Genomic DNA, 15,065 nt, shown 5'->3' with positions numbered 1-15,065 from the left:
GACGCAAGTCCATGCCTGCCTATCGTTCCCGCACCACCACCCATGGCCGCAACATGGCCGGCGCCCGCGGCCTTTGGCGCGCCACCGGCATGAAGGACGGCGATTTCGGCAAGCCGATCATCGCCGTGGTCAACTCCTTCACCCAGTTCGTCCCGGGCCATGTCCACCTGAAGGACCTCGGACAGCTGGTGGCGCGGGAGATCGAGCGCGCGGGCGGCGTGGCCAAGGAGTTCAACACCATCGCGGTGGATGACGGCATCGCCATGGGGCATGACGGGATGCTCTATTCGCTGCCGTCGCGCGAGCTGATCGCCGACAGCGTGGAATACATGGTCAACGCGCACTGCGCCGATGCCATGGTCTGCATCTCCAACTGCGACAAGATCACGCCGGGCATGCTGATGGCCGCGCTGCGGCTGAACATCCCCGTGGTCTTCGTCTCCGGCGGGCCGATGGAGGCGGGCAAGGTCGTCGCCCATGGCGTGACGAAGAAGTATGACCTGATCGACGCCATGGTGGCCGCCGCCGACGACCGCGTCTCGGACGAGGACGTGAAGGTCATCGAGCGTTCCGCCTGCCCGACCTGCGGCTCCTGCTCCGGCATGTTCACGGCGAACTCGATGAACTGCCTGACCGAGGCGCTGGGCCTGGCGCTGCCGGGCAACGGCTCGACGCTGGCGACCCATGCCGACCGCCGCCGTCTCTTTGTCGAGGCGGGGCACCTGATCGTCGATCTCGCCCGCCGCTACTACGAGCAGGACGACGCTTCCGTGCTGCCGCGCAACGTCGCCTCCTTCGCCGCCTTCGAGAACGCGATGACGCTGGACATCGCCATGGGCGGCTCGACCAACACCGTGCTGCACCTGCTGGCCGCCGCGAACGAGGGCGAGGTGCCCTTCACCATGGCCGATATCGACCGGCTGTCCCGCCGCGTGCCGGTGCTGTGCAAGGTCGCGCCCGCCGTGTCGCAGGTGCATATGGAGGACGTGCACCGCGCCGGCGGCATCATGGCCATCCTGGGCGAGCTGGACCGCGCCGGTCTGGTGGACACCAGCACCGGCAACGTGGCCGAGGGCACGCTGGGCAAGACGCTGGCACGCTGGGACGTGCGGACCACCGAGAGCGCGGCGGTGAAGGAGTTCTACCGCGCCGCGCCGGGCGGCATCCCGACCCAGGTGGCCTTCAGCCAGGAATCCCGCTTCGACGAGCTGGACCTGGACCGCGGGAAGGGCGTCATCCGCGACCTGGAGCATGCCTATTCCCGCGACGGCGGACTGGCCGTGCTGTTCGGCAACCTGGCCCTGGACGGCTGCATCGTGAAGACCGCCGGGGTGGACGAGAGCATCCTGAAGTTCTCCGGCCCCGCCCATGTCTTCGAGAGCCAGGACGCCGCCGTGGAAGGCATCCTCGGCAACAAGGTGAAGCCGGGCGAGGTGGTGCTGATCCGCTACGAGGGGCCGCGCGGCGGGCCGGGGATGCAGGAGATGCTGTACCCGACCAGCTACCTGAAGTCGAAGGGGCTCGGGAAAGCCTGCGCCCTGGTGACGGACGGGCGCTTCTCCGGCGGTTCCTCGGGGCTTTCCATCGGCCATGTCTCGCCCGAGGCGGCCGAGGGCGGGCTGATCGGCCTGGTGGAGCAGGGCGACCGGATCGAGATCGACATCCCCAACCGCCGCATCCACCTCGCCGTCGATGAGGCGGAGCTGGAGCACCGCCGCGCCGCCCGCGAGGCGATCGGCTGGAAGCCCGCCGCGCCGCGCGCACGCAAGGTCAGCGCCGCGCTCCGGGCCTATGCCATGCTGGCGACCAGCGCCGCCAAGGGCGCGGTGCGGCAGGTCCCGCAGGAGTAATCCAGGGTGATGCCGGCGGGGGCGGCCACGCCCCTGCCGATCCCGGGATACAGAAAAGGCCGGGTCCCGTCAGGACCCGGCCTTCTTTGTCATGCCCCGAGCGGGGCCAGCGGGATCAGGCCGCCTGCTGGATCGCGGAGAGCAGCCAGTCCTGGCCCGGCTGGCGGGTGAAGGTCCAGATTTCCGTCACGGTCTGGCGGGCCTGCGGGTCGCCCTCCACCACCGCGCCGCTGCTGTCGCGGGTCACGTCGATCAGGCTGAAGCGCATCGCGACCGTGGCGAATTCCTGGCCGTTCTCGCCCCAGGCCTCGGCGAGGTCACCGGATTCCAGCCGGACGTCACGGGTCTCGTTGCGCCAGCCGCGCGCCTTCAGGTCCTGCAGGTCGTTGGTGAAGTAGCGCAGCATCTCCGGCGTGGAGAGGCGGGCCAGGGCCTCGGCGTCACCACGCGACCAGGCGGCGTTCACCGCCTGCAGGTTGCGCTCGAAGGCGGCGAAATCGGCCTGGCCGACCTGCACCGGGGCGCTGGCCGGCGCGACGGGACGGCCCGAGGCCGCACCGCGCATGGCGCCGCCCAGCGGGCCGGGGCGGTTGCCCATCGGGTCCTGCGTTTCACGGGCATAGCCCGGGGCGTTCCCGGCCATGGCCATGCCGCCCCGGGGCGTTCCCCCTTGGGCCATGCCGGTCTGGCGGCGGCGGAGGAAGCGCATCAGCAGCATGATGCCGCCGACAACCAGGGCGATCTGCAGCAGCAGGCCGATCACACCGGCAAAGCCGGAAATGCCGCCGAAGCCGAAGCCGAACAGCATGCCGAGCAGGCCGGCGCCGAGCAGGCCGCCCATCATGCCGCCCATGAAGCCGCCGCCGAAGCGGCTGCCCGCCGGGGCGGGGGTGTAGCTGGGCGGCCGGGCCGGGGTGGCCTGGTTGACGCCGCCGCGCGACATGTCGCTGCGGTCGAAGGTGTTCGTGCCGCCGCCCGGTGCGGTGCGGGTGGCCGGGGGCGCGTTGAAGCTGCGGCTGCCGCGGCTGCCCGAGGAGAAGCCGCCACCGGGGCGCGCTTCGGCGAGGGCCGGCGCCAGGGCCAGGGCAAGGGCGGCGAAGCCCGCGAGGAAGCGGGCCTTGCGGACGGTCCGGCGATGCATGGGACGGTTCTCCCGGGCGGATGATTCTGTCATGGCTGTAATATAAGAAGCCTGGACGGCGATGCCATGTCCAGCGGTCATTCTGAGAACGAGGATGCTGCATAAAGGTTTTGCAACGATCCGAAACGGATGGCGGCTGCATCCTTGAGGGTTGGCGCAGGGATTTCCTTGCGCTTCGGCAATACGAAACGAAATCGGAACATTCGCGGGCGGCCACGCTGTTTTGGCGCGGGGCTGCCCTGGCTCTATCCTCGCCGGGTCGTCCCCGCCACCCTGCGCCCCTTTTCCACTCCTGGCCTCGTCCCGGCCGTTCAGAGGATGCCCGCCATGCCGGAACCCGATTCCCGCCCGACCCTCGCCGCGCCGGACGAGGACCCCTGGCTCTGGCTGGAGGAGGTGGAGGGCGCCCGTGCCCTGGAATGGGTGGAGGCGCGGAATGCCGCGCTGCTCGCCGACCTTGCCGATTCCCGATTCGAGGCCGATCGCGACGCGCTGAAGGCGGCGATGGACCGGCCGGACAAGCTGCCCTTCGTCACCCGCCGGGGTGGGCTGCTGTACAATTTCTGGCAGGATGCCGGACGGCCGCGCGGGCTCTGGCGGCGGACGACGCTGGAATCCTACCGCACCAGCGATCCGGCCTGGGAGGACCTGCTCGACCTCGACGCCCTGGCGGCGGCGGAGGGGGAGGATTGGGTCTGGCAGGGGGCGCGCAGCCTGCCGGGCGCGCATGACCGGGCGATCCTGTCGCTGTCGCGCGGCGGTGGCGACGCGGCGGTGCTGCGGGAGTTCGACCTTCCCGGCCGGTGCTTCGTGGAGGGCGGCTTCGCCGTGCCGGAAGCCAAGGGGATGGTGGACTGGATCGATCGCGACACGCTGCTGCTCTCCACCGCGCTGGGCGAGGGGAATGCCACCCAGTCCGGCTATCCCCGCCGCATCCGGCTCTGGCGCCGGGGCGAGGCGCCGCTGGCGGCGGAGGTGCTGTTCGAGACCGCGCCGGAGAGCATGGGACTCTGGGGCACGGTGGACCGCGAGACGGGCCATCTGGTGTTCCGCGAGCAGATCGGCTTCTACGATGCGCGCTACCACCTGGCGAAGCCGGGCGGGGCGGTCAGGACGCTCGACCTGCCGACCGACATGCGGCTGGACTGGCACCATGGCGGCACCGTCCCGGCCGGCGGCGCGGAGCTGGAGGGCTGGCTGGCCCTCTGGCCACGCACGCCCTGGACGGTGGCGGGGAAGACCCACGCGCCGGACACGCTGCTGGGCATCCGGCTGGCGGATTTCCTGGCGGGGAGCCGGGACTTCGCCACGCTTTTCGTGCCGGGCGAGCGGCGGGCGCTGCAGGGCTTCTTCTGGTGCCGGGGGCGGCTCGTGCTGTCGGTGCTGGACGACCTGCGCCCGGTCTTCACCCTGCGGACCCCGCCCGGCGACGGCGGCGTGGAATGGCACGCCGCGGAGATCCCGGGCCTGCCGCGGATCGGCGTGGTCGGCGTCTGGCCGCTGGATGCGGAGGAGGCGGAATCCGACGGCACGCTGATGGTCAGCGCCCAGGACCCCGTCACCCCGCCGAGCCTGATGCTGTCCTCCCTGGAGCTGCCCATGCCGGCGCTGCTGAAGCAGGCGCCGCGCGTCTATGACGCGGCCGGGCTGGCGGTGACGCGGCACGAGGCGGTCTCGGTGGATGGGGAACGCATCCCCTATGTGCAGGTCGGGCCGGAGGGGCTGACCGGCGACGCGCCGGTGCACATGACGGGCTATGGCGGCTTCCAGGTCACCACCCAGCCCTATTACGCCCTGCGCACGGGCAAGCTCTGGCTGGAGAAGGGCGGCACCACCGTGCTCGCCAACATCCGCGGCGGCGGCGAGTTCGGCACGCGCTGGCACGAGGCCGGGCGGCTGGCCAACAAGATCCGCTCGCACGACGATTTCGCCGCCGTGGCGGAGGATCTGGTGCGGCGCGGCGTCACCCGGCCGGAGCGCATCGCGGCGGAGGGCGGCTCGAACGGCGGGCTGCTGATCGCGAACATGCTGACACGCTATCCGGAGCGTTTCGGGGCGCTGTTCTGCACCATCCCGCTGGTGGACATGCGCCGCTATACGAAGCTGCTGGCCGGGGCGAGCTGGATCGCGGAATACGGCGACCCGGAGAAGCCGGAGGACTGGGCCTTCCTCCGGCACATCTCGGCCTACCACACCGCCGAGCCGGGCCGGCGCTACCCGCCCATCCTGCTCGCCACGGCACGCAAGGACGATCGCGTCCATCCCGGCCATGCCCGCAAGATGGCGGCGAAGCTCCAGGCCATGGGCTACGACGCGCATTTCTACGAGCCCGGCGCGGGCGGCCATGGCTATGGCAAGGACAGCGGCGAGATCGCCACCTTCTCGGCCCTCGGCACCGCCTTCCTGCGCCGCGCCATCGGCTGGGAGGAATAGCGCCCTCCCTCCGATCGTGGCGCTCCGTGGCTCGCCCCGGGGGAGAGGCGCCGCCTCTCCCGCCGGACCCCCTCTCCGCCGGGGGCCGGAGCCGGTCCCCGGACCCTGGGCTTTCGCTGGCTCCGCTTGGTGGCCGTCAGGCTGCGGCCCGATCCCCGGGAGCAGGTGGAAAGGCGGAACTCCCGAAAAGAAAGACACCCTGTCCGCGCCCGTGGCACCGGCAGTCCGCCGGAGAGCCATGTTCTCCGGCGCGATCCGGCGTCAGCAAGCACCAACTCACCGGGTCCAGGGCTCGAAGAGTCCTGGCGGATAAGGGGGGCCGGGGGAAAAGGCGGAGCCTTGTCCCCCGGGGGACAGAGCCACGCCGGGGGCATCAGCGCAGGAGGTAGCGGGTGGGGCGGAGGGGTTCGGGCAGGTCGGTTTCGCCCAGGGCCTCCAGGAGGTCCGTTTCGATCACCCGCACCATGGCGTCGAGGGCGAGGTCGTTGGCCTCGTCGCCGAAGGGATCTTCCAGCTCGTCGCCCAGGGCGTCGAGGCCGAAGAGCGTATAGGCCAGGATCGCCACCACGACCGGCGTGCCGAAGCCGAGCGTGCCGACGAAGCCGAAGGGCATCAGCAGGCAGAAGAGCCAGGCCGAGCGGTGCAGCAGCAGCGAATAGGCATAGGGCAGGGGCGTGTTGTGGATGCGCTCGCAGCCGGCCTGGATGCCGGTCATCTCGGCCAGCGGGGCGGAGATCTGGACGTGCAGGATGTCGCTCAGCGTGCCGGCGCGCAGCAGCGCGGCCAGTTCCGCCGATTGCGCGCGCAGCACGGCGTCCGGGCGGTTGCGCCGCGTGGCCAGGGCGGCGGCTTCCCCGGCCGGCAGCCAGGGGCGGGCCCGTTCCAGCCCGTCCCGGCCGCGGAGCTGCGTGGCCAGCAGATGCGCGAAGCCTGCCACCCGCCGCAGCAGCCGCGTGCGGGAATCGCCTTCCGGCAGTAGGCTCGTCGCCAGCCGGGCGAAGATGCGGTTCTCGGTGATCAGCCGGCCCCAGAGCTGCCGCCCCTCCCACCAGCGCGCGTGGCAGGCGTTGTTTCGGAAGCTGAGGAAGATCGAGAGCGTCAGGCCCAGCACGGTGAAGGGTGCTGCGCTGAACTCGGGGAAGATGCCGGGATAGCGCCGGTCCAGCAGCGCCAGCAGCAGGGCGATGCCGGTCACCAGCAGCACGCGCGGGGCCACCAGCGGCACCACGGAGCCGCGCAGGGCGAAGAGGAGGTCCAGCGTGCCGGGACGGGAGCGGACGATCATGGCGCCTCAGCCCGCCGTCACATGGGGCCGGCCGGCACGGCGCTGGCGCAGAGCGCCGGATGCCGCCGGGCGCCGAAGAGCTGGTAGTGCCACCATTCGAGGCTGTAGTGGTCCCAGCCGGCCGCTGTCATGATGCCCAGCAGGATGGCGCGGTTGCGCTGGTCCTCCACCGGGATGGCCAGGCTGCCATGGGCGGAGGCTTCCTCCACCGCGTCGAAGCCGGTGCCCATCGGCAGTTCGGTGCCGCTCGCCGCCTCCACCAGCGTCAGGTCCACCGCCGCGCCACGCGGATGCACGCCGCCCTGGCGCGGGTCGGAGACGAAGCGCTTGTCCTCCACCGCGTGCCACAGCGCCCATTGCGCCTCGACCGGGCGGAAGGCGTCGAAGACCTTGATCCGCAGGCCCAGCGCGAGTGCCAGCGCGTTGGCCCGCAGCAGGCGCTCGCGCGCCTCCGGTAGCAGCAGCGCCACCGGGCGCGCGTAGATCGGGCGGCCCGTCAGGTTGTCGGTTGTGGCGTAGCGGATGTCGAGGAGGAGGCCGTCTTCCTCGCGGATCGGGATCAGCATGGGGCGGTTATAGCCATGCCCGTTGCTGGCCGCTGCCCGGCGCCGGAGCCACACGACGCAACCCAGCCCTGCTCCGCCGCGTTCGCGGCTCTCCGACGAAGAGGGAATCCGACCGATGCGCGGCACCGCTTTCACCCTGGCCCTGGCCCTGATTGCCACGCCGCTCTGGGTCCAGGACCTCCGGGCGCAGAATATCGGACAGGGCAATGGCCGCGGGGGCGCGACGAGCGGCTCCCCGGCCGGAGGCTCCAGCGAGGCGCCCGACCTCGCCAGCTATGAGAAGCTGCTGCAGGACAGCCTCGGCAAGCTGCGCGCCGCCGCCAGCCAGCCGGGCGTGAAGGACGAGTTCAGCAAGGACGAATCCGTGGGCACCGCGCGGCGCGAGGTGCTGACCGTGCTGCAGGACAGCCTGGGCATCGTCCGCCGCGCGCCCGCCTCCTACAAGGAGCGTCCCGTCTACAAGCAGGCCGAAAGCCAGATCCAGGCGGCCAGCCACAAGGTCCAGGGCCAGCAGCAGGACGCCGCCCTGGCCGGCCCGATGCGCGAGGCCGTCCAGGCGGTGGAGTCCCTGGTGCGCGACGTCGGCGCCTCGCACGGGCGGGGCTGAGGGCTGGGTTGCCGCTGTCGTCCGGCCAGCCTGTCCTGAGCTGTTCCGGCGGAGCGCCTGATGGCCGGCTCCCGGGGGAAAGGCAGGGCCTTTCCCCCGGGACAGCGTAGCGCCAGGCGTCTGGCCCGGGCGCCGAAGAGGGGGGGCTGTCAGGCCAGGGGCAGGAGGTGGATCAGGCCCAGGCTGATCGCACCCAGCACGAGCAGCGAGCCGATCACGGCCGCGACGACCGGGGCGCCGGCGCGGGCGACCATGCGAACATCCACGCCCAGGCCGAGGGCGGCCATGGAGACCACCGTCAGCAGCGTGGTCAGGCTGGCGATGGGGGCGAGCGCCGCCTGCGGGATCAGGCCCAGGGAGCGGAGGACGGCGCAGCCCAGGAAGCCCAGGATGAACCAGGGCACCAGCCGGCCGAGGACCCTGGGGCGGGCAGCAGGCTGATCCGCGTCGCGGCGGCGCGCCGACAGCAGCGACAGGACCAGCACCACCGGTCCCAGCATCAGCACGCGCACCAGCTTGACCAGCGTGCCGAGCTGCACGCTCAGCGCCCCGACCGGGGCGGTGGCGGCCAGGACCTGCGGGACGGCATAGACGGTGAGGCCCGCGAGGACGCCATACTGCGCCTCGTGCAGCCCGAGCAGCGGCACGGCCAGCGGCAGGGACAGCACCACGACGATGCCCAGGACGGCGGTGAAGGCGATGGAGGCGGCGATGTCGCGGCTTTCGGCGCCGATCACCGGCGCCACGGCGGCGATGGCGGAATTGCCGCAGATCGAGTTGCCGCAGGCCACCAGCATCGCCATCCGCCGCGGCAGGCCGAGCAGGCGGCCGATGCCGTAGCTGGCCGGGATGGCCACCGCCACCACGGCGGCGATGCCCAGCACCAGCGCCGGGCCGACCGCCAGGATCGCCTGCGCGCTCAGCGCCGTGCCCAGCAGGATGATCGCGACTTCCAGCAGCACCTTGGCGGAAAAGGCGATGCCGGGAGCGAAGGCCTTGGGCGGCGTCCAGGCGGTGCGCAGCGCCGTGCCGAGCAGGATGGCCAGCACCACCGGTTCCAGCCAGTCGCGGCCCAGGAGGGCTTCCTCGGCGCGGCCGATGCCGGCCGCCAGCGCGGCGATGGCGGCGCAGAGCAGCACGCCCGGCCCGAGCCGCCGCAGCGCGCCGCTGCCCTGCACCCCGGCCGGTTGCGGCTTGGCGAGGCTGGCGGCGGGGGCTGGGGTGGTCATGGGGGCTCGGCGTCCTGGGATTGGCCCCTATGATGCAACGCGACGACACATCGGACAAACGCAATGGTTCGATCGGACCGATCTGGATTCGTGAACGTTCCTGCCGCGCCGTGGAAAGCGGGCGGCGCATGAGCCCGCTTCAGCTCCAGGCCGGGGCGGGCCTCGCCGCGCTCTGCCTGCTGGCCTGGGTGGCCGGGGTGCTGGGGGAGGGGGTGCGGGGCAGGCGCCTCGCCCGGAGGCCCGTTCCCTGGCGGATCGTGCTGGCCGGGCTGCTGGCGCAGGTGCTGGCCGCCGCGCTGCTGCTGCATGTGCCGCCGCTCCGCCGGGCCTTTGCCTGGGCAGGGGCGGGGGTTGATGCCCTGTCCCGCGCGACGCGGGAGGGGACGAGCTTCGTCTTCGGCTATCTGGTCGGGGCGCCGCTGCCCTATGCGGAGCTGCGGCCGGGCGGCTCCTTCGTGCTGTTCTTCCAGGCACTGCCGCTGATCCTGGTGGTGGGGGCGCTGTCGGCGCTGCTCTACCACTGGCGCATCCTGCCGCTGGTGGTGCGGGGGCTTTCCGTGCTGCTGCGGCGGGCCTTCGGCATCTCGGGGGCCTGCGGCTTCTCGGTCGCCGCCAATGTCTTCGTCGGCAGCGTCGAGGCGCCGCTGCTGATCCGCTCCTGGCTCGCCACCATGCCGCGGGCCGAGCTCTTCGCCGTGATGGTCGCGGGACTGGCCACCATCTCCGGCAACATGCTGGTGGTCTACGCCACGATCATCGCGCCGGTGGTGCCGGATGCGGCGGGACAGCTCCTGGCCGCCAGCCTGGTGGGCGCCCCGGCCTCGATCCTCGCCGCCATGCTGATGATCCCGCCGGACCCGGCAGCCGCCGTTGCCGGTGGCGAGCCGGAGATGCCGCCGCTCTATGACAGCAGCATGGAGGCCATCGTGCGCGGCACGGCGGACGGGCTGCAACTGCTGCTCGGCATCATGGCCTCGTTGATCGTCTTCGTGGCGCTGGTGGCGCTGCTCGACATGATCCTGCAGCCGCTGACCGGGCTGACACTGCGGGGGATCGCGGGCTGGCTGATGTGGCCGCTGGCCTTCGCCATGGGCATTCCCGCCGCCGAGGCCGCGACGGTGGCATCCTCGCTCGGCGTGAAGCTCGTGGTGAACGAGTTCGTCTCCTATCTGGAGCTCGCCACCTCCGGCGGGGCGGGCCTTTCGGAGCGGTCGCGCGTCATCCTCACCTGGGCGCTCTGCGGCTTCACCAACTTCGCCTCGGTCGGGATCATGGTGGGCGGCATGTCGCTGATGTGCACGGAGCGGCGCGGCGAGATCGTGCGGCTGGGCCTGCCGGCCCTGGCGGCCGGCACCATCGCCTGCTGCATGATGGGGGCCACGGTGGGGCTGCTGTCGCCGGGGTGATCCCGGCGGCTGCCAGTGACCGTGTTGCGCTTTGTGGCCGGCCGCCGGGGAAAGGCAGCGCCTTTCACCCGGGATGGCGCAACGCCGGACGAGACGCGCGGCGGCCAGGGAAAGCCGCTGCCCGGATCAGCCGGGGTTGCGGGCCTGCCAGTCGGCGAAGATGCGTTCGAGCAGGTCGACCTTCTTGCAGTCCTGTGCCGCGGCGGCGCGCTTGAAGGCCCTCCGGAACTCCGCGGTGACGCGGAAGTTGAGCGGCTCGGTGCGTTCCTTGGAAGGCTTCGCGGGCTTGCTCTTGCCCTTCCTCGGGGCCTCGGGAGCCGGTTCGGCAGGCGGTTCCGCGATGGGTCTGGCGGTCTTGACCGGCTTTGCGGTCTTCGCGGAGGCGGGCGGGGTATCGCCCAGGGCGCCGAGCACGCTGTTCTGCGGCGGCGGCGCGCCCTTGGTGCCGCGGCGCCGCGGCGGTGTGGCGGCCCGGGTTTCGGGGGCCCGGGTTTCGGGGGCCTGGGTTTCGGCGGCGGAGGGCTGGTCTGATTCGGGCATGCTCTGTTCCAGGATTCCGGAGCCCTGCCGGGCGGGAGGGCTGGCGGGGCGGTTTTCACGGCTGGCCAAGGCCCGGCCCCTCCCGCCGTGATGAGGAAAGGGCTGGGGGTCTCAGTGCTTCTGCTTCGCCCCGGGCTTCTGCTTCGCCTGGGGCTTCTGCTTCGCCTCGGGAGGCGGCCCGGCGGGGGCGCGGCTGGTGACGAAGGCAACGGCGTCCCGGGCGAAGGCTTCGGCCTTGTGCCGCAGCGAGGCGTGCGTGACCTCGGTGGCGGCGCGGCCCTCGTCATGCGCGCGGCGGTAGCCGGCCTTTTCCGGCCAGGCATGCGGCAGGCAGTGATAGCCGGCCTCGCGCACATAGAGCGCCGCCTCCTCGATCTCGCTCGCGGAATCGCCGGCGCGGCAGAGGGCGATGGCGATGCGTTCCGCCGGGATGCCCTGGCCGAGCAGCTCATGCGCCAGCCGCACGGTCGGCAGCAGGTCGTCCACCGCCAGTCCGGAGGGGATCAGCAGCGCATCGGCGGCGTGGGCGAGTTCCAGCGTCTGGGCATCGGCGAAGCCGCGCGCATCGAGCACGAGGCAATCGGCGAGATCGCGGCGCGCGGCGCGCAGGGCCGGCTCCAGCCCGTCGAAGCATTCCGCCCGCACCACCGGCTTCCGCCCCGAGGCGGCGCGGCGGCGCGCCCATTCGACGGAGGTGGCCTGCAGCACGTCCAGGTCGGCGAGCAGCACGCTGCGGCCCTGGGCGGCCAGTTCCCGCGCCAGCAGGCGGGCCAGCGACGACTTCGCCACCCCCCCTTTCTGCGACACGCAGCCCACGACGAGCATGATGGCCCGGACCCTCCGCCCTGCCCGGGCCACGGCGGTCCGGTGAGTGCCGATTTTGCGTGCAATCGTGCAGTCGTGCAAGCATGTCCGGGGGCGGCGCGGCGTTCAGTCCAGCCAGAGCCGCACGGCCTCCCGCAGGAAGGCGGTGCCGGCGGCGTTGCCGGCAGGATTGCCGGCGCGGTGGCCATGGATGCCCGGGATGGGGAGGAGCTTCGCGTCGCGCAGATGCGGCAGCTCCGCCTCGTTGTCGGCGACGCGGAAATACAGGTCCGTCGCGCCGGGCATCAGCAGGACGCGCGCCCGGATCGCCGCCAGGGCGCGGGGCAGGTCGCCTCCGTGGAGCGGGTTGTCGCTGATGTCGCCGGCATCCCAGCAGCGCAGCTGCGCCAGCAGGTCGGCGGCGGGCTTCGCGTCGTAGCGTGTCTCCCAGCCGCGCAGATAGGCGGCGAGATCGGGCGTTTCCGGCGAAAGGTGCAGGCCGGCGCGGTAGAAGTCCTGGCTCAGCGCCCAGCCGGCATAGATCCGCCCGAAGGCGCGCTTGGCCAGGGCGGGCTCGGCGGCGAAGCGGCCCTCCCCCCGGTGCTCCGGCGCGGCCTCCAGCACCGCCATCAGCCCGCGCAGGAAGACTTGGTTGTGCGCCGCGGTGCGGGCGCTGCCGCAGTTGATCACCACGCGCTCCACCGCCTCGGGGAAGCAGGCGGCCCAGTGGTAGGCCTGCTGCGCGCCCATCGACCAGCCATAGGCGGCGTGCAGCCTGTCGATGCCGAAGACGTCGCGCAGCAGCTGCCGCTGTGCCTGCACATTGTCCCAGGCGGTGACGAGCGGCGGATAGTCCGCCGTGTTCGAGGGCGAGGAGGAGATCCCGTTGCCGAACATGTCGACCTGCACGACGAACCAGCGCGTGGGATCGAGCACGCCGTCCGGCCCGATCAGCCATTCCAGTTCCGGATGCCGTGCGCCGTAGCTGGTGGGATAGAGCACGGCGTTGTCGCGCGCGGGCGAGAGCGTGCCATGCGTCTTCCAGCCGAGCATCGCATCGGCGATCGCGCCGCCATGCAGCATCCGGCGCGTGCCGAGGCGGATGCGCCCGCTGGCCGTGGGCCAGCCGGGAGGCCGGGTGGCGGGACGGCCGGGGGACGGTGCCTGCTCCGGGCGCATGTTCTTCGTGGCCATCCATCGCCCTTTCCACCGGCAGGGAGATGTGAAAGGCGAATGCGGGGACGGTCAAGCGGAAGGCCATGCCGCCGCTTCTGCCGCGGGCGAGGCGTGCTGCCGCCTGTGCAAACAGCCATGCCCAAGGATGAAGCAAGGCGGCAACGCGCGCTGCGCCGCGGCATGGGAAGCACCCATTCGGTGTGTTGACGCGCTCGGTATACCGGATGACAGTCTGCACGCTTCCGCATGGGGGAAGCCAGGTGGCGAATGCCACGCTGGCCGGTTTCGGCCATACCGAATCCGCGCGAGCCCATGCGCGCCACGGGACGATGGCGGGAAGCGGCAGGATGTTTGCTGGGGGCGGAAGCATGGGCGGCGATCTTCTTCTGACGGGCGGGCGGATCTTCCGCGGGCTGGCGCAGGGGAACACGGGTGGCTTCGCCGAGGCGCTGCTGCTGCGCGACGGCAAGGTCGCGGCGGTCGGCACGCGGACGGATGTCGAGGGTGCCGCCGCGCCGGGCACGCGGCGTGTCGATCTCGCGGGCCGTGCGGCGATCCCCGCCTTCAACGAGGCGCACATGCACCTGCTGCCCTATGGCCTCGGCCTGGTGCAGGCGAACCTGCGGCCGGATGACGGCGTGAAGACGCTGGACGAGCTGCTGTCCCGCCTCCGTGCCGCCGCGGCGCACACGCCAAAGGGCGAATGGGTGGTCGGGCGCGGCTATGACCATCTCGTGCTCGATGTCGGGCGGCATCCGACGGCGGAGGAACTGCAGGCCGCCGCGCCGGAGCATCCCGTCTACATCGTGCGCACCTGCGGCCATATGGGCGTGGCCTCCACCGCCGCGCTGAAGCGCGCGGGGATCGGCCACAACACGCCCGACCCGCAGGGCGGCGCCATCGAGCGGAAGGGCGGCGCGCTGACCGGGCTGTTGCAGGAACGCGCGCAGGGGCTGCTGAAGCAGGCGATCCCCGAGCCCTCCGAGGACATGATGGTGGCGGCGATCGAGCGTGCCGGGCGCGACCTCGCCGCGCGCGGCTTCGCCTCGGCCAGCGACATGAATGTCGGCATGACCGCCGGCATGGCGGAGATCGCCGCCTATCGCCGCGCGCTCGCCGAGGGGCGGCTGATGCAGCGCATGTGGCAGGTGCTGGCGGGCAATCCCGAGGGCATCGCGGCGGAGGCCTGGGAGGCCGGGCTGCGGCCCGACCACAGGCACGACATGCTGGCCTGGGGCGCGGTGAAGACCTTCGCCGACGGCTCGGCGGGCGGGCTGACCGCGGCCTTCTTCGAGCCCTATCTCGCCTCCGCCGGCGGAGGCACCGGCATCCTCTGCTTTTCCGAGGCGGAGCAGCACGCGCTGCTGGCGAAGTACCACCGCCAGGGCTGGCAGCTCGACATCCATGCCATCGGCGATGCGGCGATCGAGCAGATCCTGTCCGGCATGGAGGCCGCCGACACGCCGGACATGCCGGTGCCCGGCCGGCGCCATCGCATCGAGCATTGCGGCTTCCTGAACGCGGACCAGCGGCGGCGCATGAAGGCGCGCGGCATCATCCCGGTGCCGCAGCCGACCTTCATCTACGAGTTCGGCGAGGTCTATCTGAAGGTTCTGGGCATGGAGCGTTCCGCCGCCTCCTATCCCATGCGCACCTGGCTCGACGAAGGGCACAACCCGCCCGGTTCCTCCGACAGCCCGGTCTGCACCGTCGATCCCTTCGTCGGCCTTTATGCCATGCTGACGCGGCGGACAGTGAAGGGCACGGTGATCGGCCCCGACCAGCGCCTCACCATCTCGGAGGCGGTCCACTGCTACACCTGGTGCGGCGCGCATTCGCAGTTCGCCGAGGACCGGCGCGGCACGCTGGAAGTGGGGATGCAGGCCGACGTGGTGGTGCTGTCCGCCGACATCTTCGCGCTGGAGCCCGAGGTGGTGCGGGAGGTGAAGGCCGACCTGACGCTGCGCGGCGGCGAGGCGATCTTCGACCGGCACGGCGCGCTGATGGCCGAGGCGGCCCAGTGAGGGG

Annotated in this window: 12 protein-coding genes; 5 read left to right on the top strand and 7 right to left on the bottom strand. The window is 71.9% G+C overall.

All coding sequences use genetic code 11. From position 1 onward, the window contains the following. Positions 1-11 precede the first annotated feature (11 nt). A complete protein-coding gene (ilvD, locus tag CTJ15_RS15405) occupies positions 12-1,850 on the top strand; it encodes a dihydroxy-acid dehydratase (protein ID WP_099781670.1) in 1,839 nt (612 codons plus the stop codon). Positions 1,851-1,965: 115 nt separating this feature from the next. Here the strand turns inward: ilvD and CTJ15_RS15400 are convergent, their stop codons facing one another. Continuing rightward, positions 1,966-2,991, bottom strand: a complete 1,026-nt coding sequence (locus CTJ15_RS15400; protein WP_058390217.1) for a Tim44 domain-containing protein — start codon at positions 2,989-2,991, stop codon at positions 1,966-1,968. A 327-nt stretch (positions 2,992-3,318) separates the two neighbouring features. On the opposite strand from CTJ15_RS15400, the gene CTJ15_RS15395 reads away from it, so the two are divergent. Further along, positions 3,319-5,424: a prolyl oligopeptidase family protein gene (locus tag CTJ15_RS15395; protein WP_058390218.1), complete on the top strand. Its 2,106-nt coding sequence runs from the start codon at positions 3,319-3,321 to the stop codon at positions 5,422-5,424. Positions 5,425-5,797: 373 nt separating this feature from the next. Here CTJ15_RS15395 and CTJ15_RS15390 read toward each other — a convergent pair whose 3' ends face one another. Both CTJ15_RS15390 and ddpX read right to left on the bottom strand, forming a co-directional pair. Further along, positions 5,798-6,709 (bottom strand): bestrophin family protein, encoded by a 912-nt coding sequence (locus tag CTJ15_RS15390; RefSeq protein ID WP_058390144.1) that lies wholly within the window; start codon positions 6,707-6,709, stop codon positions 5,798-5,800. Positions 6,710-6,726: 17 nt separating this feature from the next. After that, entirely contained in the window at positions 6,727-7,275 is a 549-nt protein-coding gene (gene ddpX, locus CTJ15_RS15385; protein ID WP_058390145.1) for a D-alanyl-D-alanine dipeptidase, read from the bottom strand. A 115-nt stretch (positions 7,276-7,390) separates the two neighbouring features. Between ddpX and CTJ15_RS15380 the strand changes: the two genes are divergently transcribed. Then, positions 7,391-7,882 (top strand): hypothetical protein, encoded by a 492-nt coding sequence (locus CTJ15_RS15380; protein ID WP_019460747.1) that lies wholly within the window; start codon positions 7,391-7,393, stop codon positions 7,880-7,882. Between the two features lie 149 nt (positions 7,883-8,031). Here CTJ15_RS15380 and CTJ15_RS15375 read toward each other — a convergent pair whose 3' ends face one another. Then, positions 8,032-9,111: a YeiH family protein gene (locus CTJ15_RS15375; RefSeq protein ID WP_171979054.1), complete on the bottom strand. Its 1,080-nt coding sequence runs from the start codon at positions 9,109-9,111 to the stop codon at positions 8,032-8,034. Positions 9,112-9,239: 128 nt separating this feature from the next. Here CTJ15_RS15375 and CTJ15_RS15370 point away from each other — a divergent pair, with 128 nt between their 5' ends. Beyond that, entirely contained in the window at positions 9,240-10,517 is a 1,278-nt protein-coding gene (locus CTJ15_RS15370) for a NupC/NupG family nucleoside CNT transporter (protein WP_075822037.1), read from the top strand. A 126-nt stretch (positions 10,518-10,643) separates the two neighbouring features. On the opposite strand, the gene CTJ15_RS24415 is transcribed toward CTJ15_RS15370, so the two are convergent. The 3 genes from CTJ15_RS24415 to CTJ15_RS15355 all read right to left on the bottom strand — a co-directional run bounded on the left by CTJ15_RS24415 (position 10,644) and on the right by CTJ15_RS15355 (position 13,055). Continuing rightward, complete coding sequence (locus CTJ15_RS24415) at positions 10,644-11,057, bottom strand: hypothetical protein (protein WP_058390448.1); 414 nt, start codon at positions 11,055-11,057, stop codon at positions 10,644-10,646. A 111-nt stretch (positions 11,058-11,168) separates the two neighbouring features. Beyond that, on the bottom strand, positions 11,169-11,882 hold the full coding sequence (locus tag CTJ15_RS15360) for a ParA family protein (RefSeq protein ID WP_019460751.1): 714 nt from the start codon (positions 11,880-11,882) through the stop codon (positions 11,169-11,171). 105 nt (positions 11,883-11,987) lie between these two features. Further along, entirely contained in the window at positions 11,988-13,055 is a 1,068-nt protein-coding gene (locus CTJ15_RS15355) for an alpha/beta fold hydrolase (protein ID WP_027297212.1), read from the bottom strand. A gap of 350 nt (positions 13,056-13,405) precedes the next feature. Between CTJ15_RS15355 and CTJ15_RS15350 the strand changes: the two genes are divergently transcribed. Then, positions 13,406-15,061 carry an amidohydrolase gene (locus CTJ15_RS15350; protein WP_058390447.1) on the top strand — a complete coding sequence of 552 codons (1,656 nt, stop codon included), beginning with the start codon at positions 13,406-13,408 and terminating at the stop codon, positions 15,059-15,061. Positions 15,062-15,065 lie beyond the last annotated feature (4 nt).

The organism is Roseomonas sp. FDAARGOS_362, from assembly GCF_002754815.1.
GTDB classification, from domain to species: Bacteria; Pseudomonadota; Alphaproteobacteria; order Acetobacterales; family Acetobacteraceae; genus Roseomonas; species Roseomonas mucosa.
Note: the sequence above shows the minus strand (reverse complement) of the source record. Positions and strands in the feature narration are given on the sequence as shown.